The organism is Acinetobacter sp. AND/436 (genome assembly GCF_049546925.1).
In the GTDB taxonomy this organism is placed as follows: domain Bacteria; phylum Pseudomonadota; class Gammaproteobacteria; order Pseudomonadales; family Moraxellaceae; genus Acinetobacter; species Acinetobacter indicus.
In genome coordinates this window covers 1-21,428 of the sequence record NZ_JBMXBO010000011.1, presented here as the reverse complement: position 1 = coordinate 21,428, position 21,428 = coordinate 1, and the positions used below count along the sequence as shown (strand labels likewise).

18 protein-coding genes are annotated in these 21,428 nt (G+C 47.8%); 7 read left to right on the top strand and 11 right to left on the bottom strand.

Going from position 1 to position 21,428, the window contains the following annotated elements; genetic code table 11:
• Nucleotides 1–48: 48 nt before the first annotated feature.
• The 3 genes from ACPEPR_RS09755 to trxA form a co-directional block, all read right to left on the bottom strand.
• Entirely contained in the window at nucleotides 49–357 is a 309-nt protein-coding gene (locus ACPEPR_RS09755; protein WP_180083990.1) for a hypothetical protein, read from the bottom strand.
• Between the two features lie 412 nt (nucleotides 358–769).
• Entirely contained in the window at nucleotides 770–2,038 is a 1,269-nt protein-coding gene (rho, locus tag ACPEPR_RS09750; RefSeq protein ID WP_005182456.1) for a transcription termination factor Rho, read from the bottom strand.
• A 327-nt stretch (nucleotides 2,039–2,365) separates the two neighbouring features.
• The gene (gene trxA, locus ACPEPR_RS09745; protein WP_016659515.1) at nucleotides 2,366–2,692 is read right to left on the bottom strand and encodes a thioredoxin; all 327 of its coding nucleotides are present in this window, start codon (nucleotides 2,690–2,692) and stop codon (nucleotides 2,366–2,368) included.
• A gap of 265 nt (nucleotides 2,693–2,957) precedes the next feature.
• Here trxA and ppx point away from each other — a divergent pair, with 265 nt between their 5' ends.
• Genes ppx through ACPEPR_RS09720 form a run of 5 tightly spaced genes read left to right on the top strand, consistent with a single transcriptional unit; the run spans nucleotide 2,958 to nucleotide 8,080 of the window.
• Nucleotides 2,958–4,478: an exopolyphosphatase gene (ppx, locus tag ACPEPR_RS09740; RefSeq protein WP_005182484.1), complete on the top strand. Its 1,521-nt coding sequence runs from the start codon at nucleotides 2,958–2,960 to the stop codon at nucleotides 4,476–4,478.
• A 33-nt stretch (nucleotides 4,479–4,511) separates the two neighbouring features.
• Nucleotides 4,512–5,336: an acetyl-CoA carboxylase carboxyltransferase subunit alpha gene (locus ACPEPR_RS09735; protein WP_045795976.1), complete on the top strand. Its 825-nt coding sequence runs from the start codon at nucleotides 4,512–4,514 to the stop codon at nucleotides 5,334–5,336.
• Entirely contained in the window at nucleotides 5,273–6,622 is a 1,350-nt protein-coding gene (gene tilS / locus ACPEPR_RS09730; protein ID WP_423562367.1) for a tRNA lysidine(34) synthetase TilS, read from the top strand. Before ACPEPR_RS09735 ends, tilS begins: the two co-directional genes overlap by 64 nt.
• A gap of 30 nt (nucleotides 6,623–6,652) precedes the next feature.
• Nucleotides 6,653–7,483: a pyrroline-5-carboxylate reductase gene (gene proC, locus ACPEPR_RS09725; RefSeq protein WP_005182498.1), complete on the top strand. Its 831-nt coding sequence runs from the start codon at nucleotides 6,653–6,655 to the stop codon at nucleotides 7,481–7,483.
• Nucleotides 7,484–7,510: 27 nt separating this feature from the next.
• On the top strand, nucleotides 7,511–8,080 hold the full coding sequence (locus ACPEPR_RS09720) for a YggT family protein (RefSeq protein ID WP_005182501.1): 570 nt from the start codon (nucleotides 7,511–7,513) through the stop codon (nucleotides 8,078–8,080).
• A 139-nt stretch (nucleotides 8,081–8,219) separates the two neighbouring features.
• Here ACPEPR_RS09720 and polA read toward each other — a convergent pair whose 3' ends face one another.
• On the bottom strand, nucleotides 8,220–10,982 hold the full coding sequence (gene polA, locus ACPEPR_RS09715) for a DNA polymerase I (protein WP_075167378.1): 2,763 nt from the start codon (nucleotides 10,980–10,982) through the stop codon (nucleotides 8,220–8,222).
• Nucleotides 10,983–11,144: 162 nt separating this feature from the next.
• On the opposite strand from polA, the gene ACPEPR_RS09710 reads away from it, so the two are divergent.
• Nucleotides 11,145–13,865: a DUF2339 domain-containing protein gene (locus ACPEPR_RS09710; protein WP_423562366.1), complete on the top strand. Its 2,721-nt coding sequence runs from the start codon at nucleotides 11,145–11,147 to the stop codon at nucleotides 13,863–13,865.
• A gap of 42 nt (nucleotides 13,866–13,907) precedes the next feature.
• Here ACPEPR_RS09710 and ACPEPR_RS09705 read toward each other — a convergent pair whose 3' ends face one another.
• Both ACPEPR_RS09705 and ACPEPR_RS09700 read right to left on the bottom strand, forming a co-directional pair.
• A complete protein-coding gene (locus ACPEPR_RS09705; RefSeq protein WP_016659510.1) occupies nucleotides 13,908–14,831 on the bottom strand; it encodes a mechanosensitive ion channel family protein in 924 nt (307 codons plus the stop codon).
• 9 nt (nucleotides 14,832–14,840) lie between these two features.
• Nucleotides 14,841–15,644 (bottom strand): hypothetical protein, encoded by an 804-nt coding sequence (locus ACPEPR_RS09700; RefSeq protein ID WP_423562385.1) that lies wholly within the window; start codon nucleotides 15,642–15,644, stop codon nucleotides 14,841–14,843.
• A 123-nt stretch (nucleotides 15,645–15,767) separates the two neighbouring features.
• Between ACPEPR_RS09700 and gspE the strand changes: the two genes are divergently transcribed.
• Nucleotides 15,768–17,255, top strand: coding sequence for a type II secretion system ATPase GspE (gene gspE / locus ACPEPR_RS09695; RefSeq protein WP_075167381.1), 1,488 nt, complete (start codon nucleotides 15,768–15,770; stop codon nucleotides 17,253–17,255).
• Between the two features lie 37 nt (nucleotides 17,256–17,292).
• Here gspE and ACPEPR_RS09690 read toward each other — a convergent pair whose 3' ends face one another.
• The 5 genes from ACPEPR_RS09690 to ACPEPR_RS09670 all read right to left on the bottom strand — a co-directional run bounded on the left by ACPEPR_RS09690 (nucleotide 17,293) and on the right by ACPEPR_RS09670 (nucleotide 21,250).
• Entirely contained in the window at nucleotides 17,293–17,682 is a 390-nt protein-coding gene (locus ACPEPR_RS09690; protein WP_104470612.1) for a DUF4951 domain-containing protein, read from the bottom strand.
• Between the two features lie 92 nt (nucleotides 17,683–17,774).
• Nucleotides 17,775–18,599 carry a carbon-nitrogen hydrolase family protein gene (locus tag ACPEPR_RS09685; RefSeq protein ID WP_005182522.1) on the bottom strand — a complete coding sequence of 275 codons (825 nt, stop codon included), beginning with the start codon at nucleotides 18,597–18,599 and terminating at the stop codon, nucleotides 17,775–17,777.
• A 24-nt stretch (nucleotides 18,600–18,623) separates the two neighbouring features.
• Nucleotides 18,624–19,145: an anti-anti-sigma factor GigB gene (gene gigB, locus ACPEPR_RS09680; protein ID WP_005182525.1), complete on the bottom strand. Its 522-nt coding sequence runs from the start codon at nucleotides 19,143–19,145 to the stop codon at nucleotides 18,624–18,626.
• Nucleotides 19,146–19,259: 114 nt separating this feature from the next.
• A complete protein-coding gene (gene gigA / locus ACPEPR_RS09675) occupies nucleotides 19,260–20,228 on the bottom strand; it encodes an RsbU family protein phosphatase GigA (RefSeq protein WP_005182527.1) in 969 nt (322 codons plus the stop codon).
• Between the two features lie 104 nt (nucleotides 20,229–20,332).
• A complete protein-coding gene (locus ACPEPR_RS09670) occupies nucleotides 20,333–21,250 on the bottom strand; it encodes an MlaA family lipoprotein (RefSeq protein ID WP_005182530.1) in 918 nt (305 codons plus the stop codon).
• Nucleotides 21,251–21,428: the final 178 nt, after the last annotated feature.

Genomic DNA, 21,428 nt, shown 5'->3' with positions numbered 1-21,428 from the left:
CAATAAAAAAGAGAGCCAAAAGGCTCTCTTTTTGTCAATAATCTAAGATTATTGAGCTTCAGAAGCAGCAGCGTCAACAGCAGCATCAGCAGCATCAGTAGCAGCATCAGCAGCGTCAGTAGCAGCAGCAGCAGCAGTGTCAGCAGCATCAGCAGCAGCGTCTACAGCAGCATCAACGCCAGAAGCAGCTTCAACAGCAGCAGCGTCAGCAGCAGCTTCAGCTTCAGAAGCAGCTACAACAGCTTCAGATGCAGCTTGGTTAGCGTCAGCAGCAGCTTCTTCAGTTTTTTTAGCACAACCAACGAAAGCTAAAGTAGTAGCAACTGCAGCAGCAATAGCGATTTTTTTGAATAACATGGCATCACTCTCTAAAAAATTGAGATTAAAAAAAACCGACGTTAGCCTGTTATATGCTTTTATTATTCCTAATTTTGTTAGGCACTAACAACGCAGGAGCAGTCTAACTGGTCTGCGAATATGCTATCACTGAGTTTTTTTAATTACTACTAGCTTGCTCTAAAAAATGCCGAAAAAAGCCCTAAAATGCGTTGTTTTTTAACAGAAAATAACAATCAAGAGTTCAGTTTATATTGGCGAAAGGCGATTTAAATCATTAAAAACTATAGGTTTTTTTTGAAATACTTATTTATAATCATTTACTTAAAAATAAGTTTACACAGAAAACGTCCAATTGTATCTTTATGTAAAGATGGTCAACCGAAATAAAAAAGCCATCGTTATACGATGGCCTTTTTAAAAAGTTTTGATCTTAGTTGCTGGCTTTACGCTTCATATGATCAAAGAACTCGTCATTGGTTTTGGTTTCTTTCATACGATCCAGCAGGAATTCCATGGCTGCCAGTTCATCTTGGGTATGCAGCAGCTTACGCAGAATCCAGACCTTACGCAGGTTGTCTTCAGACATCAGGCGCTCTTCACGACGGGTACCTGATTTCTTGATGTTCATGGCAGGGAACACGCGTTTTTCGGCAATACGACGATCAAGCGTAATTTCCTGGTTACCGGTACCTTTGAATTCTTCGTAAATCACTTCATCCATCTTGCTGCCGGTTTCAATTAACGCGGTTGAGATGATGGTCAGTGAGCCGCCTTCTTCAATATTACGTGCGGCACCAAAGAAACGCTTTGGACGTTCCAGTGCGTGAGCATCGACACCACCAGTCAGGACTTTACCTGAAGATGGCACCACGGTGTTATAGGCACGCGCTAAACGGGTAATCGAGTCAAGCAGAATCACCACATCTTTTTTGTGTTCTACCAGACGCTTGGCTTTTTCAATTACCATTTCAGCCACTTGTACGTGACGGGCTGGAGATTCATCAAAGGTTGAGGCAACCACTTCACCACGCACGGTACGTTCCATTTCGGTCACTTCTTCCGGACGTTCGTCAATCAGCAGAACAATCAGGAATACTTCCGGGTTATTACGTACAATCGACTGGGCGATGTTTTGTAATAACATGGTTTTACCAGCTTTTGGCGGCGCTACAATAATTGAACGCTGGCCTTTACCAATTGGCGCAACCAAGTCAACCACACGCGCGGTTAAATCTTCAGTGGTACCGTTACCAAGTTCCATGACCAGTTGTTCGGTTGGGAACAGCGGGGTCAGGTTTTCAAACAGGATTTTATTGCGCGAGTTTTCTGGCGTGTCGTAGTTAATCTGGTTAACTTTTAACAGGGCAAAATAACGTTCGCCTTCTTTTGGTGGGCGAATGGTGCCGGTAATGGTGTCACCGGTACGCAGGTTAAAACGACGAATTTGCGAAGGGCTGACATAGATATCGTCAGGACCGGCTAAATAAGAGCCTGCTGCAGAGCGTAAGAAGCCAAAACCATCTGACAGAATTTCGAGCACGCCATCACCAAAAATCTCTTCGCCATTCATTGCATGACGTTTTAAGATGGCAAAAATAATGTCTTGCTTACGGTTACGAGCCATTCCTTCAAGGCCCATAAACTCGGCAATCTTGATGAGTTCGCCAATCGGTTTTTTCTTGAGTTCGGTTAAATTCATAGGTGATCAGATAGAATCAAAAATTCTGGGGTACAGGTTGGAAGGGAAGCAACATTTGACCGCATGCAGGCAATAAAACGAACGCAATTGTATTTGCACAATAACAATTCAGAGGACTGATTAATTGTTTCAGAGAAAAATGTGAAAAAACAATTTCTGTTGCCGAGCGGCATTTTTGTGTTGTGTCTTTTAAGAAACGGGCGGGACGGGAAGTCCTTTATTTCTTGAGCAAGCAATATAAGAGAGAAACGCCGATTTGTCAATTTATAGACGAAAAAAATACGCTATGAAACATAGCGTATTTTAATTTTTCTAAACAGACAGGATTTAGATGTTTTCATCAATAAATGCAGTCAGTTTCGATTTTGGTGCAGCACCAATCTGCTGGGCAACCACTTCACCATTTTTGAACATCAACAGTGCAGGGATGTTACGGATGTTGTAGTTCACGGCAGTTTGTTCGCAAGCGGTCACGTCAACTTTCACAATTTTAACTTTGCCTTCATATTCAGTCGCCAAAACTTCAAGTACTGGAGCAATTGCCTTACAAGGCGCACACCAGCCCGCCCAGAAGTCAACCAATACAGGTGTTTCAGATTGAAGAACGTCTGCTTCGAAGTTTGCATCCGTTGTGTTTACGATGTTGCCAGACATGGAATGTGCTCCAAATGAATTTTTGTATAGATAGCTATATTTATTAGTATTACATAGCCATCTAGAACAATGTAGAGGAATATGTAAATTTTCGATCTTTCCTGTGAATTTGTCTAATTGATGCTCACGATGCTGATGATCGTGTCACACAATTGTCACATCTGCCGAAAATTTAAATACTCATCGAAATGTGCGCACAAATGGCTTTTAAATTGCATGTATGTGAATTACTCTAGGCACAATTCTGTATAGGTTTGTTTGAAGAATGTCTGATTTTTTAATTGATGAAGAGTTACTTGCAGCCATCGATATGGGGTCGAACAGCTTCCACCTGGCCATTGCCCGTGTGGATCATGGTGAAGTAAAAAAAGTGGCATCAATGTCAGAAAAAGTACAGCTTGCCGCTGGTTTAGATGAGAATAAAAATTTAACCGAAGCCGCACAGCAGCGCGGTTTAGCCTGTCTGGCACGCTTTGTCGGACGTTTAAGCGCTGTACAGCCGAACCGTTTACGTATTGTTGCCACCAACGCCTTGCGTCAGGCCAAAAACGGACATGAATTTATTCAAAAAGCCGCAGAAATCTTGCCAAAACCCATTGAAATTATTGCCGGTCGTGAAGAAGCCCGCTTAATTTATCTGGGTGTGTCGCACACCATGGAAAACAGTGGTCGCCGCCTGGTGATTGATATTGGCGGTGGTTCAACCGAGCTGATTATTGGTGAAGAATTCGAACCTATTCATACCGAATCTTTACAGATGGGCTGTGTGGCCTATACCAAAGCCTTTTTCGCCGAAGGTGAAATTAACCATAAAAGTTTTGACAAAGCCGTGTTTGCCGCACGCAAAGAATTATCCACCATTGCCAATACCTATAAAAATGCCGGCTGGGATACCGTAGTAGGCTCAAGTGGCACCATTAAAGCCTGCCGCCAGATTACCGTGAATATGGGCTGGAGCAATGCGCAGGAAAATCTGACCCGTGAGGGCCTGGAAAAACTCAAAGATAAACTGCTTAAATACAAGCATGTCTCTGAAATGGACTTTGACGGTTTAAAAGAAGATCGACGAGCAGTTTTGCCAGCCGGGATTGCGATTTTATATGCAGTTTTTGATATTTTAGATATTGATAAACTGGTTTATTCCGATGGTGCCTTACGTGAAGGCGTAATGTATGACCTGCTGGGCCGTTTCCAGCATGAAGATATCCGAGATCGCAGTGTGCAGGCGCTGATGGGCCGTTATAACGCCGATCCGAAACAGGCAGAACGTGTGGTCAAAACCGCGCAGCACCTGTTTGAAGGCGTAGCCGCGGAGCTGAAATTGACCAGTGATGACAGTGATTTACTGCGCCGCGCGGCCTATTTACATGAAATTGGTCTGGCGATCAGTCATGGTGGCTATCATCGTCATGGTGCTTATTTATTACAACATTCGGATATTCCGGGCTTTTCACAAATTGATCAAAACCATCTGTCGCATCTGGTTGCGCATCATCGCCGCAAGCTGCGTCAGGACGATAAAATTGATGTCAACAAGGTCGGTGGCCATAAATTAATGCATTTATGTCTGCTGCTACGCCTAGCAGTTTTAGTCAATCACAGTCGTAGCGATCAGATGCTTCCTGCCATTGAATTGAGTGTTCAGAATGCGCAACAATGGCAGCTCAGCGTTTCGGGTGATGCTAAACAATGGCCATTGCTTGTCGCTGAATTGCACGATGAACAAGTGCAGTTCAAGAATTGGGACATTGAATTAAAAATTCATTCGGAACAATTTGTCGATTAACGTTTTGGTTAATTTAGGGATAACAGTCGACTTATGAAAAATAAAGCTGCTCAATCAAAAGCATGGACAACGGTCCAAATTGCACGTCATCCAGAGCGTCCGCAATTCCTGGACTATGTGGGCGAAATTTTCACTGAATTTGATGCGCTGCACGGCGACCGTTTATTTGGTGATGATGGTGCAATGGTGGGTGGCTTGGCACGCTTCGATGGTCAGCCGGTCATGGTCGTGGGTCAGCATCGTGGTCGCAGTACCCGCGAGAAATTGCAGCACAATTTCGGCATGAGTAACCCGGAAGGTTACCGTAAAGCACAGCGTTTGCTGGATATGGCAGAACGTTTCAAGCTGCCGGTCTTTACCTTTATTGACACCATGGGTGCTTATCCGGGTGTGGGTGCAGAAGAACGTGGTCAGGCGGAAGCCATTGCCACCAGTCTTGCCCAATTATCGAACCTGAAAGTGCCGGTCGTGGCAACAGTTCTGGGTGAGGGTGGTTCAGGCGGTGCCTTGGGTATTGGTGTGGCGGACCGTGTGGTGATGTTATCTCACAGTATTTATTCAGTAATTTCTCCAGAAGGCTGTGCATCTATTTTGTGGAAAACTGCTGAAAAAGCAGAACAAGCAAGTGAAGCATTGGCACTGACTGCTGAAAAATTACAGCAGATGGGCATTGTTGAATATGTGGTTGATGAAGGTGAGGGAGCTCACTTGCAACCAGAAAAAGTCATGCAAGATTTAAAAGCCGTGTTAAAACAGGCTCTAGAAGAATTGCAACCGATGGATGCACAAGAACGATGCGAAGCACGTTACCAGCGTTTGATGAAGTTTGGCAGCGACAATTTAGGACTGGCGTCTTAACCCAGATTCAGTCTTTTCCAGAAGATACGCATTTTCTCATCGGATGTAGTGGCGGCATGGATTCCATGCTGCTGCTGCATCTGATGGCGTTTTTATGCCCGGAAAAAGTCCGGGCCATTTATATTGATCATCAATTGCAGCCTTCTAGTCAGGCCTGGGGCAAATTTGTCCAGCAGTATTGTCGGACCTTCAATATTCCTTGCATCATTCAAGCGGTACAGGTCGCCGAAGGCAATCTGGAACAGCAGGCACGCGCCGCACGTTATCAGGCATTTCAGCAGCATATTCAAACCAATGAGATATTGGTACTGGCCCATCATCAGCAGGATCAGGCAGAAACAGTGTTATTGCGCCTGTTTTCTGGTGCCGGTATTCCTGGCTTGTCGGCCATGAAAACTTTCGATTCACGTCCTGAGCTGTCAATCTGGCGGCCGTTATTGGCTTTATCGCGTGAGCAGATTCAGAGCTGGTGCCAGCAGCTTTCGATTCCACATATTCAAGATCCGACCAATCAGGATATTCACTACGACCGGGCCTGGTGTCGGGAACAGTTGTGGCCGCTGTTAAATGCACGGTTCCCCAAAATGCAGCAAAGCATTTGCCGCAGCAGCCAGCTGATGCAGGATGCTGAACAGATTTTGGCCGAAGTATTGCTGCAGGATTTGGCCAGCTGTGGCGATGCCGAGCATCTGGATTTACACCGTATTCAGCAATTGTCCGAGGCGCGGCAACGCCAGTTACTGTCGTTCTGGATGAAAGGGGACAGCCAGTACCGGCCAAGTTTTGACATGGTGCAGCGTATTCAGCAAGAAGTGATTCAGGCCCGGGCCGATGCGCAAGCGGCTTTGCATTGCAACGGCTTTTATTATGTCCGCTATCAAAATGTCATTTACCGTCTGCCTCAGCTGGAATATTTGGCCAGTCAACAGGCCATCCCTGCGCGGGAACAGGTGTGCTGGCAGTTGGGGCAAACCCTAGATTTACCTGCCGGACAGTTTCAGTTGAATGCACCGCATCAGGTTGGTTTGTCTTTTGCATTACTCCAACAAGAATTGACTTTAAGTACGCGAGTGGGCGGAGAAAAAATCCATCTTCATGGACGGGTCGGGGCCTGGCCATTAAAAAAGGCGATACAGCAGGCACAAATTTTTCCCTGGAAGCGTCATACAATTCAAATATTAAGCAGAGATAATGTTATGCTAGGGGTTTTCACGCCAAAAGGGTTTTGGGTGGCAGATTCTGCCTATTGCGAACCGGATGGCTGGCAACCGACTTTAATCTCTTAACTATAAAGAACTCAACCAAGAGTGTGAATCATGAGTGCAGTGTTAAATTGTAATATTAGTTTTATTGGTGGCGGAAATATGGCACAGGCCTTAATTGGTGGCCTGATTGCACGTGGCATGCCTTCAACGCGTATTACAGTTGCTGATCCGGTCGAAAAAATCCGTTTATTGCTGGAAGAAAAAGATGTACATGTGACCGAAGACAACCAGGCTGCCATTCGTGATGCCGATATTGTGGTGTTCGCGGTCAAACCGCAGGTGCTGGCCAGCGTGCTGCAACCGCTAAAAGGGCAGTTTGAAGGCAAACTGGTGATTTCGATTGTTGCTGGTGCAGAAATTGCTACCATTTCGGCATTGCTCGATACCGACCGTGTGGTACGGGTGATGCCAAATACCCCGGCGCTGGTACAAACTGGTGCGCATGGTTTATATGCGCATGATGCGGTCGATAGCAAAGACCGTGAATTGGCAAGTCAGGTTTTGGCTGCCACGGGTTTAACAATTTGGGTAAACTCTGAAGCGCAAATTGATGCAGTCACGGCAGTATCCGGTTCTGGCCCGGCTTACTTTTTCTATATGATGGAAAGTATGATTCGTGCTGGCAAAAACTTGGGCCTAGATGAAAAAGTGGCAACGGCTTTAACCTTGCAAACTGCGTTGGGCGCGGCACAAATGGCAATTACCAGTTCCAATACCCCGGCAGAGCTGCGTAAAAACGTGACCTCTCCAAACGGGACCACGCAGGCAGCGTTGGAAGTGTTTGACCGTGCACAAGTGTCGCAGAATATTCAGGCAGCGTTGGCGGCTGCCAAAACACGCAGTCAGGAACTGGCTGCCGAGCTGAGTGACAGCATTAAATAAAGTATTTAATTTTAGGAACGTTCAAGTATGGGTGCAAATTCTGCGCTAATTTTTGGCATCATCATTAACGTAGCGATTTTGCTCGTCTTCTTCCGTTTTCTCATGCAGCTGGCTGCGGTGAGTCCTTATAATCCGGTGGTGTTGTCTACGATCAAGGCCACGAAAATTGTAGATGTATTTAGCCGTATTTTCCCGACCGTGGCAAAAGGCCGGGTGAATCTGGCGGCATTGGCGCTGCTGGTGGTGCTTTATCTGCTGAAAAATTACGGCATGATGTATTTAAACGGGGCGATGCCTAATGGCCCGGTACATCTGCTGATTCTCACCTTTGTGACCATGATTCAGGACCTGCTACGTTTCTGTCGTTACCTGATTTTTGCCACCATTATTTTAAGTTGGGTAGTGATGTTTACCCAGTCACGCGGGCCTTATATTGAAGTGATTCAGGAGCTGGCAGAACCTTTACTGGCGCCGTTTCGCCGGATCATGCCGAATATGGGCATGATTGACCTGTCTCCAATTCTGGCATTTCTGGCGTTATATATTGCTGAAATTCTGATGAACCAGGTGGCGATTGTTTTGCTGACCGGCTTCTAATAAATTCAGCTCAAGAAAAAAAGGACTCAATTGAGTCCTTTTTTATGGCTCAAGTTTTGAGGTGAAGACCTTGATATTTCGCCCAAGAGGCAAATGACCTTCAGCCCAGCCTTCCTCCGAGGAGGAAGGTGGAAAGACTTTAGTGTGCTTCATCCCAGTTCTGGCCTTTACCCACTTCGACCACCAGCGGAACAGACAGTTCAATCACTGACTGCATCACTTCGGCCAGTTTGGGTGCCAGTTCATCGGCGACATCGGCATCCACTTCAAACACCAGTTCATCGTGTACCTGCAGTAGCATTTTGGCCTGATCGCGTGGCAACATTTTGTCTACCTCCACCATGGCCATTTTAATAATATCTGCCGCCGAGCCTTGTAGCGGCGCATTAATTGCGGCACGTTCTGCTGCTTTACGCACCATCATGTTACGGGCATCAATATCCGGGGTATATAAACGGCGGCCGGTCAGGGTTTCGACAAAGCCTTGTTCCAGAGCCACCTGACGGGTGCGCTGCATATATTCATAAATGCCCGGATAACGCTGGAAGTATTGCTTGATATAGTTCTGCGATTCTTCCCGGGTAAAGCCCAATTGACGGATCAGACCAAATTCGGACATACCATATAACAGGCCGAAGTTAACCGCTTTGGCCTGGCGGCGCTGATCTGGCGTGACATCTTCCAGGGCAATATTCAACACTTCGGCAGCGGTACGGCGGTGTACATCCTGACCATGATTGAAGGCATCAACCAGCGCGTCATCTTGCGAGAAATGTGCCATTAAACGCAGTTCAATTTGCGAATAGTCGGCAGCCAGTAATACGCGGCCTTCTGGTGCAATAAAGGCTTTACGAATCTGGCGGCCAATATCCATACGTACCGGAATATTTTGCAGGTTCGGATCGGTCGAAGACAGACGGCCCGTCGCGGTCAGTGCCTGATGGTAACTGGTATGCACGCGATGGCTGCTGCTATTGGCCTGCTTTTGTAAGCCATCCGTATAGGTACTTTTCAGTTTAGACAGACCACGATATTCCACAATCAGGCTGGCAATCGGGTGTTCGATTTTTTCTAGAATGCTTTCACTGGTGCTGTATTGGCCGGTGGCGGTTTTCTTGCCACCTTTGATGCCCAGCTTTTCAAACAGGATTTCGCCAACCTGTTTGGGCGAGCTGACATTAAACGGCTGGCCGGCCAGTTCAATAATCTGCTGTTCCAGTTGCAGCATGGTGTTGGAAAATTCTACCCCCAGCTGATCTAGGAAATTCAGATCCAGCTTGATGCCGTTTTCTTCCATCTGGGTTAGCACGCGTGCTACCGGCATTTCAATATGATGCAGTAGATTGCTTAGTTCCGGATGACGCTGTAACTTTTCATTCAGCACTTCATACAGGCGATACGTCACATGTGCATCTTCGGCGGCATAATGCGCGGCTGTTTCAATCTCGATCTGGTTAAAGGTTTTCTGTTTGGCGCCTTTACCGGCAATCTGTTCATAGGTGGTGGTCAGGTGACTTAAATACAGACGCGCCACATCATCCATCCCATGACGGGTGGCGACAGAATTTAAGACATACGAGGCCAGCATGGTGTCAAAGTACCAGCCCTGTAAGTGAATACCGTGGTTTTCCAGCACATGTGCATCATATTTTAAATGATGGCCAATTTTTTCAACCGCTGGATTTTCCAGAATCGGTTTGATCTGCGCCAGCACCGCTTCACGGTTTAACTGTTCCGGTGCGCCGGCATAGTCATGCGCCAAAGGCACATAGAAGGCTTCCGTAGCATCAAAAGCCACCGAGAAGCCGACAATCTGGGCAATCCGATAATCTAGGCTGGTGGTTTCGGTATCAAAGGCAAAACGTGTGGCGGTGCTTAAACGCTGGAATAGCGCATCCCAGTCTGCCGGGCTTAACACCGTATGATAGGTGGCTTCACCTAGCTGGTCTTCACTGCTGCTGAGCTGGGCCTGATCTTCAGTAGCGACTTCTGCGGCCGCTGGGGTTTGAGTAATGGCCTGGCTGACCTGTTTATAGCTGTTGCTGTTCGGGTTGTTCGGATGATCGAGCGACTGTAGCTGGTTCCGGAACTCCAGTTCGGTATACAGGCGGCGCAATTCTTCGGTATTTGGATCGCACAGTTTCAGGTCTGCAAAGGTCAGGCCCATGTCCAGATCACAGACAATACTGGCCAGTTGATGATCAATGGCAATACCATCGACATTGTCTTTAATATTCTGGCCAACGCGACCTTTAATTTTGTCGACATTTTCTAGAATTCCGCCTAAAGAGCCGTATTCAGTCAGCAGTTTGGCGGCAGTTTTAGCACCCACGCCCGGAACACCCATAATCCCGTCCGAGGCATCGCCCATCAGGGTCAGATAATCAACAATCTGATTCGGCCAGACGCCAAATTTCTCAAAGACACCCTGCACATCCATTGGTTTCTCTTTGAAGCTGTCTTCCAGCGTAACTTTGTCGGTCACCAGCTGAGCCATGTCTTTGTCGCCGGTGGAAATTAACACCTGATGACCTTCGGCTTCGGCGCGTTTGGCCAGCGTGCCAATAATATCGTCGGCTTCGGCACCCGGCAGCATATAAAGAGGAATCCCCAGTGCGCGAATTAAGGCGTGTAAATAAGGAATCTGCTGTGACAGTTCATCTGGCATACTTGGACGGTCACCTTTATAAATGGGTGACAGTTCGTGACGGAACGTTGGTTCCGGGGTATCAAAAATCACCGCCATATGGGTAGGCTGGGTACGGCGCATCAGTTTCTGGATTGCGGAAATTGCCCCACGGATGGCGTTGGTATGTATACCGGTTGACGTGGTTAAAGGGGGTAAGGCGTGAAACGCACGAAATAAAAAATAAGACCCATCGACCAAGACAAATGGTGGCATTGAAAGTTTCCTAATCCAAAAAACCTGTTTATTGTACGTGATTTTACACACGCACGCTGAGTGATGATTGTATATGCAGGTTACCGAATATCTGATGAATATAAAATAAGCACTGTGCAAGTTGTTGTATGATCAGCACAATTAATAAAGGAATAAAACAAGATGCTGAGAGGGCAGAGCGAAATCCGCATGATCTGGTTGATGAGCCTGATGATTGTCGCCATCAGCGCGTGGTTTTTATCATTTCCACTGCTGACCTATGTCTGTGGTTTTGCGCTGCTGATGAGTGTCATGCACTATGTCGATGCTATTCAGCAACCGGCCCAGGCGCTAGGCGAACAAAGGTTAATTGCATTTCGTGCCACCTCTAAAGTGCCGCTGTATCTCTCCTCGATTATTGCCGTGGTCGGTGGGCTGCTGGATTGGGGCTGGATGATTGCTGCTGGCGCTGCGGCCTGGATTTTCTTTTTTCTGCGCTGGCTGCGGCGTCTGGAACAGTATTTGGGCCAGATTCAACAGGCCCAGCATTTTTTGCCGCAGCCGGCTTCTTCGGTACAGCCGGACATACCGCCTTTACCGTTTAGTGCAACAGCTGAAGCTACGCCAGTGCCTGCTCCCAATTTAGTCCAGCAAATCAAACACTGGATTTTTGACGGTAATCCGGTGCTGAAAACCGCGATTTCTATTTTGGTGATCGGCATTATTCTGCTGCTGCGTTTTGCCACGGAACATTGGCAGCTGAGCCTGGCCACCAAACTGGCCATGGTCGCGCTGAGCAGTGCTGCCGTGACCGGACTGGGTTATCGCCTGCAACAGCGCAATCGCAGTTTTGCCCTGGGGCTGGAAGGGCTCGGGCTGGCGGCCTTGTGTCTGACCTTATTCTTTGCCTATTACAATGCGGTGATTCCAAACTTGCTGATTGCCAGTGGCTGTTTTCTGCTACTAATGGCCCTGACGTTATGGCTGAGTTTAAGACAGCAGTCGGTTGAACTGGCGTTAATGGCCATGGGGATGGCCTATCTGGCGCCGTTTACCTTGCCGGTGCGTGATGCAACTGCACCGGAATTTATTGGCTATTATCTAGTGATTAATATTGCGGTGGCCGTGCTCAGCAGCCTGCGACCGTGGAAGTTTTTGAATCAGATTGCCTTTTTAATGACGGTGCTGGTCGGTGGCAGCTATGCCTTTGTGCATGGCAGCGATGCTGACCGCGACCTGATGACCGTGCTGATTCTGGCACATGCCGCTATCTTTATCTGGCTGGGTTTCCGTTTTAGCCAGTTATTGGCACAGCAGGATTTAGACAAGTTTAAGCTTAAACCGGCGCTGGATATTGGGCTGATTTTTGCTGCACCGTTGCTGGCCTATAGCAGTTTATATGTGCTGCATTTCCAGGACACAGCCTGGCAGGCGGGCCTCAGTCTGCTGTTTGCACTGCTGTTCGCCGTGTTGTACCGATTATCCAGAAACCATCAAACGGTACAGCTAATTGCGCACAGCTATTTAAGCCTGACCTTAATTTTTCTGGCCCTAATTCCGCCGATTTTATTGCCGGCTGAAAAAAGTGTCATGGGCTGGGCCATTGAAGGCCTGCTGATTTTCCTGTTGGGGCTGGTGCGGCAGTCCAAAATCAGTCTGTATCTAGCCATGGGCCTGCTGGTCGTGGCGGGGCTGTCGAGCCTGTATTATCTGGTGGAGCTGATTGTATTTCCACGCGCCATGTTCTGGGTATTGTGCCTGAGCTATGTGGGCGTGGTATTGCTGTCCAATAGCCGGCTGCAATTTCAGCAACAACTTAGTAGCAGTATGATTGGCTTTCAATGTCTGCTGATGTTGCTGGCGACCACCATGCTGCTGGTGCTGCTCCAAGATGAATGGTCCGGCGAGCTCAGTGCGGTGCTGAGCCTGTTCAGCCTGAGTCTGGCCTATTGGGTTGTGAATGAAATCCTGTTACGCCGACAGGCCGGGGTGGCCTGGTTATTCAGCAAATGGTCGGGCCTGGTTCCCTTGCTGCTGTTTGCGGCAGGAATTGTCATGCTGCGGATGCAGCAGGGTAGTATTGTCTGGGCATCTTTCAATGAGCGGCTGTTGTTTGCCGGAGCTGGCATCATCCTCAGTCTGCTCTGGTTAAGGCCGCTTTTAGGTGTACGAACCGAAAAAGAATGGGTCAGTGCCGGTACTTTACTCAGTCTGCTACTGACCAGTCTGACTTTATTACCGCAGCAACCGTATATCAGTATGGTGATTTTACCGCTGCTGTTTTGCGGCTGGTGTTACTGGCAGGCACAGCCCGACTGGCAGATGTTCTGGCAGGCCCGAAGCAGTTTGCTGTTGATGCTGGCCTGGATGATCTGTTCGCAGCTGTTAAGCCAGCAGGCGTTTCATGGCTATCTGCTGCCCATCTTAAATCCTTTTGATCTGGTCAGCATCGCCATGCTGGTCGGCTTTTTATGGATGCTGTCGTTACAGGTTAAGGCCGGGCTGGACCGCAGTATGGTCGCAGTGTTGATGGTGCTGAGTTTATTGTGGCTGAGTAGCTATATTGTGCTGCGTGGCTTGCATGTCTATGTGGGTACACCGCTGAATGAACTGGCGCTGTGGCGTAATGGCACGGTACAACTGAGTTTGACTTTACTTTGGGTCAGCCTAGCATTTGTTACCATGAGCTGGGCCAGTCGCAAACAGCTGCGTTCGGTCTGGGTCCTGGGCGGCAGTATTCTGGTGGTTGTCAGCTTAAAGCTGGTGCTGTTTGATCTGTCGCATATTGGCACTTTAACCCGGGTGATTTCCTTTTTAGCCGCCGGTGCGGTGATGCTGATCATTGCCTATATTGCGCCAATGCCCGATCCAGAACAGCCAGTTGAACGGTCACCCTCTGAATAGAAAAAAGCCTTCTCTTGGTGGAGAAGGCTAATATTAAAAAATCTATTTTAAATCCGGTTCACGTTTCAGGGCTTTTTCATTGGCATATTGATCAATCTCTGCATTTTCCAGCGGTCGAGACAGCGGATGATCGACAAAGCCCATTTTCGGTACCGGAATTTCAATCTGGTTATCGACAAAGCCATTACGAATCCGTTCCTGCATTTCATCACGTACTCGCAGGAAGTTTTCCTGCTGGCACCAGATCGCAAACAGCAGTTCAATTGAGGATTCACGGAAGGCAGTTACTGTCACCGCAGGTTTCGGATCGGCCAGCACCAGCGGATATTTATTGGCCACATCCAGCAGCACTTCACGTACCTTGATAATATCTTCATGGAAATTAATAGCCAGAGTAATTGGAATCCGCCGGATCGGGAATTTGGACAGGTTGTGTACCGGCGCCCGAATCAGCTGTTCGTTCGGTAAACGCACATACACGTTGTCCTGGGTGAGCAGTTTCACCGAGAGCAGGTCAATCGAAATCACTTCACCTTCTACGGTATGACCACGAATGAGGGTAATCTGGATGGTGTCACCCACTTCAAAGGAACCTTCACCAATCAGGAACAGACCGCTGATCAGGTTGGAAGCCGAGGTTTGTGAGGCGAAACCCAATGCCACGGTTAAGATACCGGCTGCACCCAGGAAGACACTAAGTTTAAAGCCGGCTTCTTTCAGGCTGGCCATCACAAAAATCAGGAAAATAAAGTAGAAAATCCCGCGACGCCAGACCAGACTCTGATGCGCATTAAAGCGTTTCCCAATGGTGCGGATAAAGGCATTAGAGACAAAACGCGCCACCAGGAAGCCTAAGAAGCACAGCACCAGCGCCACCAGAATTTCAGTCAGGCGCTCGGTATTAATGTTGGTAAAAATCCCTTTCAGGCTATTGGTAATTTCTTTAGGGATATTGGAATCGGCCATGTCTACTCCCTAGAAGAACGAATCAAACATATTAAATAAGGCCCCTGCGGTTTCACGTGGCGGATGCACATAAATCACTTCACCGGCATGCGGTGGGGTACGGTTTTCAATTCGTACCCGTGGTGGCCGGTCAGAGCCTTCGTGCAAGACTTTAATTTGGGAGGTCCATAAACGTCCGGTACTTTCACTAAAAAATAGCGGCAGTGCCGGCACCGGTACATTCATCCGGTCAAAGCGCAATTGCTGGTTGCTGATATTATGAAACTCGATAGGCGTAATGGCACGAAAAGCGCGCGGGCGTAGCTGGTGCAGCTCGGTCCGGCCATCCACCGCGGTGACATAACAGATTTCGCCATAACGGTGATTCGGTCCAAACCAGGTATCTTTGGGCAAAATCACCGGCAAATCAAAAATCGGCTCGCGCTGACCATCGACAAAACCGGCAATCCATAACGGGGTACTAATGTACAGCGTGCCACGCTGGCCAGCCGGAATATAAATCGGATCGACCGGTTTAATCACCACTGAACGGTCTGCCAGACGTGGCATCAGCTGGAGTTTGTTGGTGGTCGATTTGAACATGTAGCGTTCAATTTTCACCGGCTGTGGAAAGGAAAAATTCGGGTCATTGATGCGATGCCATTGCTGTTCATAGTCATACTGCACCTGCGGACGGTGATATTCCAGACGCCACTCCTGCATGCCGCGTGTTAAACGAAACAGCAGGGAGCCAAATTGCCAGGCTTTGGGCTGATGCAGTTCAAACTCGTGTTCGCCCCACCATTTTAAATCGGGCAATTCATCATGATTCAGTAATTCATTCGGATGCGGCAAGGGCGTCTTCCTTTCAATTTAAAACCCTAAAAACAGACTTCACGCTGTCATAAGCTTAGAGTACACTCAAATGAGATTTTTTCATCATTATTATAATCGCTGATGCAAGTACTTAAACAATTACAAATTCCCTATAGTTTTGCAAAACGCCATGGCGTGCTAATTCGCTATGAGGGGGATCATGCTTTTATCGTGCGCCGTGAAAATACGCCGCTGCTGGCTATTCAGGAGGCGCGCCGTTTTCTCGGGCATCCGGCCCAGTTCCAGTTATGTACCGATCAGGAATTTCATCAGCTGTTAAGCAGCAGTTTTGCCGGCGATACCGGGGAATCACAACAGGTTGCAGCAGGCCTGGAAGATCATCCGGATTTACTCAGTCTGGCCGACTCGGTACCTGAAGCCGAAGATTTAATGGATCAGGAAGATGATGCGCCCATTGTCCGGCTAATTAATGCACTGCTGTCCGAAGCCATTCGGGTCGGTGCGTCGGATATTCATATTGAATCATTTGAAAAACGCTTATCGGTGCGTTTGCGGGTAGATGGACAGTTGCGTGAAATTGTACAGCCGCGCCGTGAGCTGGCGCCGCTACTGGTATCGCGGATTAAAGTCATGGCCAAACTGGATATTGCTGAAAAGCGCATTCCGCAAGATGGCCGTATTTCACTGCGCCTGGCGGGCCGTGAAGTCGATGTACGGGTCTCAACCTTGCCATCTTCGCATGGTGAACGGGTGGTAATGCGTCTGCTGGATAAACAGGCCGGACGGCTGAACATGACCCATTTGGGCCTAATGCAAAATGATTATGACCGGCTAAAACAGCTGGTGCATCGTCCGCATGGCATTATCTTGGTGACTGGTCCAACCGGTTCGGGGAAAACCACCACCTTGTATGCAGCACTGTCGGACCTGAATGATGGCTCGAAAAATATTCTGACCGCTGAAGATCCGATTGAATATCAGCTGGAAGGGATTGGGCAGACTCAGGTCAACACCAAGGTCGATATGACTTTCGCGCGTGCTTTAAAAGCCATGCTGCGTCAGGACCCGGATGTGGTGATGGTCGGGGAAATCCGTGATCTGGAAACTGCAGAAATTGCGGTACAGGCTTCGCTGACTGGTCATCTGGTATTATCAACCTTACACACCAATACTGCGATTGGTGCCGTAACCCGTTTAAAAGATATGGGCATTGAACCTTTCCTGCTGTCCAGTTCCCTGATTGGTGTGATTGCGCAGCGTCTGGTCCGAACCTTGTGCTCGCACTGTGCCACCTGGCATGATGCCGATGACTTTGAAAAAGAACTGTTTAAACCTGTTAGCAGTGAAACCATGTTGCGCCTGCCGAAACCGAAAGGCTGTGAGCAGTGTGCGCATACCGGATTTACTGGCAGGACCGCCATTTATGAAATTGTACCGGTAGATGATCACATGCGCCGCCTGATTCATGGCAATGCTGCAGAGTATGAACTGGAAAACTATGCGCGCCAGCAATCTGGTTCGATTCGTGAAGATGGTTTGCGTAAAGTACTGGCCGGTAAAACCACAGTCGAAGAAGTGTTACGTGTCACCAATGAAGCGGCAGACTAGCAGAGCTGTAGAGCCTGTTTAAAAAAATCGTCAGTCCCTACCACAGGCTGACGATTTTTTGCATTAAGAGGGCGCGTAAGGGTGCCGTCGGATTGCCGGGATTGCGCTGGCTTTCATGAGTATAAAATGCCTGCCAGGCCTGCACCATCTCCAGGGTTAAACCTTGAATTTGCATCTGATGCACATCGGCAGCTGTGATGGAATCTAAACGCGCTTGCGCACCTTCCGGGCCGCTGCCCCAGCCAATCAGTCCCTGTCCAAAGGCCGGAAGATTCATCTGATTCGGTGTGGCTGGAACCGGCAGACGTGCCATCTCCGGATTGACCTGAGAATAAACCACAGGACGCATTTTTTCAGAAATACTCAGCTCGGCCAAGGCCAGTGTCGAGCACAGCAGCCCCAGACTGGTGATCACGATTTTAAACATCAGGATAATTTGTTGTTGAAAATAAGAATCATTATTATATGCAAGTTGAAAGCTTACGTCGATAACAATATCAGCGAGATCAAGGGAAAGACTTAATAATTGACTAACACGCGATGCTGCATTAAAGGCATTGACTCGCGTACCTGTTGCTGTTCTTTCAGGTCAAATTCGACTGTAATCAGTTGCGCGCCTTCGTCCTGCACCATGGCCAGTAATTGTCCACGGGAATTGGTCGCCCCAGAATGACCCCAGGTTTGACGTTTTTCGCCGTGCCAGCCTTGCTGGGCAGCACCTAAAACCTGACACTGACTGTCCATGGCACGTGCTTGTAGCAGCAGCTGCCAGTGCATCTGGCCAGTGGTGTAGGTAAAAGCAGAAGGTGCTGTCAGAAGATTGGCGCCTTGTGCACGCAGTTTTAGCGCCAGTTCCGGGAAACGTAGGTCATAGCAGACCATCAGGCCAATATTGCCAAATGGGGTTTTGGCCACCACAACGTCTTGGCCCGGTTCAAAGAATTTGGATTCCTGATAACCCCCGACGGCATCACCCACCTGTACATCAAACAGGTGAATCTTGTCATAACGGGCTTCGGTTTTTTCCGGACTGATACACAGGCTGACAGTACGTACCCGGCCATCTTCAATGACTGAACCATCCGGGCGGAATGGACACGGCAGGGTACCCGCCACCAGCCAGATTTGATGCTGATGGGCCAGTTGTTCCAGACGTTGTTGAATAGATTCAAACTGGGCTGCAGTTTCGCGCTGCTTGCCGGCAGCAAAACAGATAAAATTTTCAGGAAGAACCAGCAGTTCACTGCCGGCGGCTTTACTCTGCTGAATCAGCTGCTCGACTGTGTTGAAATTGGCTTCAATATCATTTTGCGAGTTCATCTGTGCAACAGAAACGAAAGTCATGCAGGCATTCTCCCAAACTGAAAATTATACGTTTTGCTGATTAGACACCTGTTCCAAGTTGTCCTGTTCTTTTTGTAGCTGTTTGACCAGGGGTTCAAACATATTCTGGTTGCTGTCGTTGAGTTTCATCAGGGTTTTGTGGGCATCCAGTACGGTCGACAGCATATTGCTATGCGTCACATGCTCTTCAATCAGGGCACGGGTGCAGACACTCGGATCGCCACAGTAATTCAGAATCACAAACACCTGCCCCAAGCCCATGCTATTGGCCAGTGTGGTGATGTCCGGATTGGTCGACAGCATAACCGCCTGAATCTGATGTACCTGTTTGAGTTTTAGCCCGAGTTTTGCTAAAACACCCAAAACAGTACTGTCAATAAATGTGGTTTGAGTTAAATCGACAATGGCGCCGACCACATTGGTTTGCTGTTCAATTTTACTGAGTAGTTTGTCTAAACTGATACAAGATTGGGCACGCACTTCGCCGATCAGCTTGAAAATATGCGTTCCATCCAAACTTGCGTATTCAACATGACCTGTTGACATATAAATGCCATTTGCAGAGAAGGATAGATAAAATTATCCCATAGGGACACCACAGACTCAAGTGTCTGCTATGGACATAAGTCTAAGGATGGTTTTAAGTGGTTGATTAAGTGATTAATTCAGTCGGCACAAACTGAGGATGGCAATATCGTCGGCCACGTGTTCTGGCGCTTTAAAGGACTGATTCTGCAAGTGATAGACCAGTTGTTCAAACTGTTCATTGAGTCCACCAACATAGGGTTCCAGCGCACCATCTGAACAGATAATAAAGCGCGCCTGACGTGACAGCACGCATTCATATTCTTCTACTTCCAGGTCTTCGGTCAGGCCCAACGGGAAGCTGCTGGTGTTTAAGATTTTCGGTGGCTGATTTGGCTCAAAGATAATCGCAGGCGGATAATGTCCGGCACTGGACCAGCGCAGCTGATGGGTTTCCAGGTTTAAAATCCCGCTAATCATGGTGATATGCTTTTCAATATTTTCCTGTACCAGCATCCCGTTCAGTTTTTTCAGTAACTCGCGCGGGGTTTTGGAGCGGCCATGAAAAGCCGCCATCCATGAGGTTAATAAACTGCTGGTTACCCCATGTCCGGACACATCGGCCAGATAAAAAATCAGCTCTTTATCGCTAATTTTCCAGTAATCGAACCAGTCGCCAGATAAATAGGCGGAAGGTTGAAACAGGGTTTCAATTTTATAATTGACCAGTTCAATCGGATTCGGCAGCAAACGTTTTTGTAATTCCGCAGCCGAGGGTAAATCACGACTGTCCTGGTTGCGTTTATATTGTGCATCAATTTTAAGCAGGGCCTGCTGCGGTTCTGCTGGCAGTTTGCTCCAGATCCAGCCGGCCAGAGCGCCTTGTTCCCAGGCTTGCGATAGGGCCAGCCCTTCATCTTCAAAGCCCAAAACAATGGTCGGTAAATTCCAGCGATGGGTTAAATAATCCTGCACATCGGCAATGGCAATGATGGTCTGATCATATAGGTCGATGTCATCTATGCGAATCATTTGCACACTGGGCAGTGTGTCAATCACCTGATCTAGATAGGGAATATCACGTGTGGGCTGAATGAAATACATAAATGTAGAATATAATCCTATGCGCTTTAGGGGATAGATGTACTATAACAATCAATGAATTACTAGGGGAAGTTGAACTTCCCGCCAGAAAGAAGTATTACAAATTATTCAGTGAGCGGTGCAACTGAATCAAAGTTTTCTTCATCTTCGATGTAGTCGTCTTCGACATCTTCAATAAATGAAATGCTCTCGGCCTCTAAGCCTTTTTTCTCGGCAATTTCAAAGTTTTTACGCTGCAGGTAAATATCACGAATAGCGGCATAGCGATCTCCTTGTAACACCTGTTCTACATCCAGAATCTGGGAACGGGCATCAATGCCGCGTAAAGCCTGCTCGGTCCAGTACAGTCCATCATGATCTTCTAGAATGTATTTTTGTGGACGGGCCTGACTGTCAACCAGACGGCCAAAACCATCACGGAAGGTACTTGGGCCAATAATCGGCAAAACCAGATACGGGCCAGACGGCACCCCGAAATAGCCTAAAGTGGTGCCAAAATCTTCATCTTCGGTTTCCATTCCCAAACGACGGGCCGGATCAGCCAGACCTAAAGTGGTGATGGTATTTACAGTAAAACGGCCCAGCGTTTTTGCTGCTCTGAGCGGACGGCCCTGAATCAGCTGGTTTACTGCATTCCATGGTTCACCCAGGTTTTTACGGAAGTTACGATAAGAACCACGCACATCGCCAGGAACTTTTTCTGTATATTGCACAGCCAGCGGACGGGCGATATTGCGGTCTAACACATCATTTAAGGCATAGACCTGACGGTTTAAAGGTTGTAGTGGATCTTTAACACTTTCCGGTTGTGCGGCATTGGCATTCACTTTCAAATCTTGTGCTTTAATATTTTTCAGCTCTTTTAAGGATTCAAAGCGTGAAGGGGCTTTGCTGGTTGCTGCAGATGAGTCTGCTTCTGCTGTGGTGCGGGTAGAACTGTCTACTGCAGATTCATTGGCAAAAGCAGGGGAGGCCATCCCTAAAGTCAGCAGGCTAATCCATACATATTGTTGTTGACGCATAAAAGATCCTAGTGCTTTGAATACTGAAAGCAAAAAAGAGAAAGCAGGGTCATTCGACCCAGCGCACATTTTAAGAGAGTATTTAAACACTTTTGGCCGAAATTTATAGCTAAAAAAGGTAAAATGAATAAAAAATAATCGGATGATTAAATTTTTTTATCAAAGGGCTTGCAAGCGT

What these genes read in the sequence shown, in the direction of transcription:
- ACPEPR_RS09755 (WP_180083990.1), bottom strand. Translation starts at nt 357, where the DNA reads ATGTTATTCAAAAAAATCGCTATTGCTGCTGCAGTTGCTACTACTTTA.
- rho (WP_005182456.1), bottom strand. Translation starts at nt 2,038, where the DNA reads ATGAATTTAACCGAACTCAAGAAAAAACCGATTGGCGAACTCATCAAG.
- trxA (WP_016659515.1), bottom strand. Translation starts at nt 2,692, where the DNA reads ATGTCTGGCAACATCGTAAACACAACGGATGCAAACTTCGAAGCAGAC.
- ppx (WP_005182484.1), top strand. Translation starts at nt 2,958, where the DNA reads ATGTCTGATTTTTTAATTGATGAAGAGTTACTTGCAGCCATCGATATG.
- ACPEPR_RS09735 (WP_045795976.1), top strand. Translation starts at nt 4,512, where the DNA reads ATGAAAAATAAAGCTGCTCAATCAAAAGCATGGACAACGGTCCAAATT.
- tilS (WP_423562367.1), top strand. Translation starts at nt 5,273, where the DNA reads ATGCGAAGCACGTTACCAGCGTTTGATGAAGTTTGGCAGCGACAATTT.
- proC (WP_005182498.1), top strand. Translation starts at nt 6,653, where the DNA reads ATGAGTGCAGTGTTAAATTGTAATATTAGTTTTATTGGTGGCGGAAAT.
- ACPEPR_RS09720 (WP_005182501.1), top strand. Translation starts at nt 7,511, where the DNA reads ATGGGTGCAAATTCTGCGCTAATTTTTGGCATCATCATTAACGTAGCG.
- polA (WP_075167378.1), bottom strand. Translation starts at nt 10,982, where the DNA reads ATGCCACCATTTGTCTTGGTCGATGGGTCTTATTTTTTATTTCGTGCG.
- ACPEPR_RS09710 (WP_423562366.1), top strand. Translation starts at nt 11,145, where the DNA reads ATGCTGAGAGGGCAGAGCGAAATCCGCATGATCTGGTTGATGAGCCTG.
- ACPEPR_RS09705 (WP_016659510.1), bottom strand. Translation starts at nt 14,831, where the DNA reads ATGGCCGATTCCAATATCCCTAAAGAAATTACCAATAGCCTGAAAGGG.
- gspE (WP_075167381.1), top strand. Translation starts at nt 15,768, where the DNA reads ATGCAAGTACTTAAACAATTACAAATTCCCTATAGTTTTGCAAAACGC.
- ACPEPR_RS09690 (WP_104470612.1), bottom strand. Translation starts at nt 17,682, where the DNA reads ATGTTTAAAATCGTGATCACCAGTCTGGGGCTGCTGTGCTCGACACTG.
- ACPEPR_RS09685 (WP_005182522.1), bottom strand. Translation starts at nt 18,599, where the DNA reads ATGACTTTCGTTTCTGTTGCACAGATGAACTCGCAAAATGATATTGAA.
- gigB (WP_005182525.1), bottom strand. Translation starts at nt 19,145, where the DNA reads ATGTCAACAGGTCATGTTGAATACGCAAGTTTGGATGGAACGCATATT.
- gigA (WP_005182527.1), bottom strand. Translation starts at nt 20,228, where the DNA reads ATGTATTTCATTCAGCCCACACGTGATATTCCCTATCTAGATCAGGTG.
- ACPEPR_RS09670 (WP_005182530.1), bottom strand. Translation starts at nt 21,250, where the DNA reads ATGCGTCAACAACAATATGTATGGATTAGCCTGCTGACTTTAGGGATG.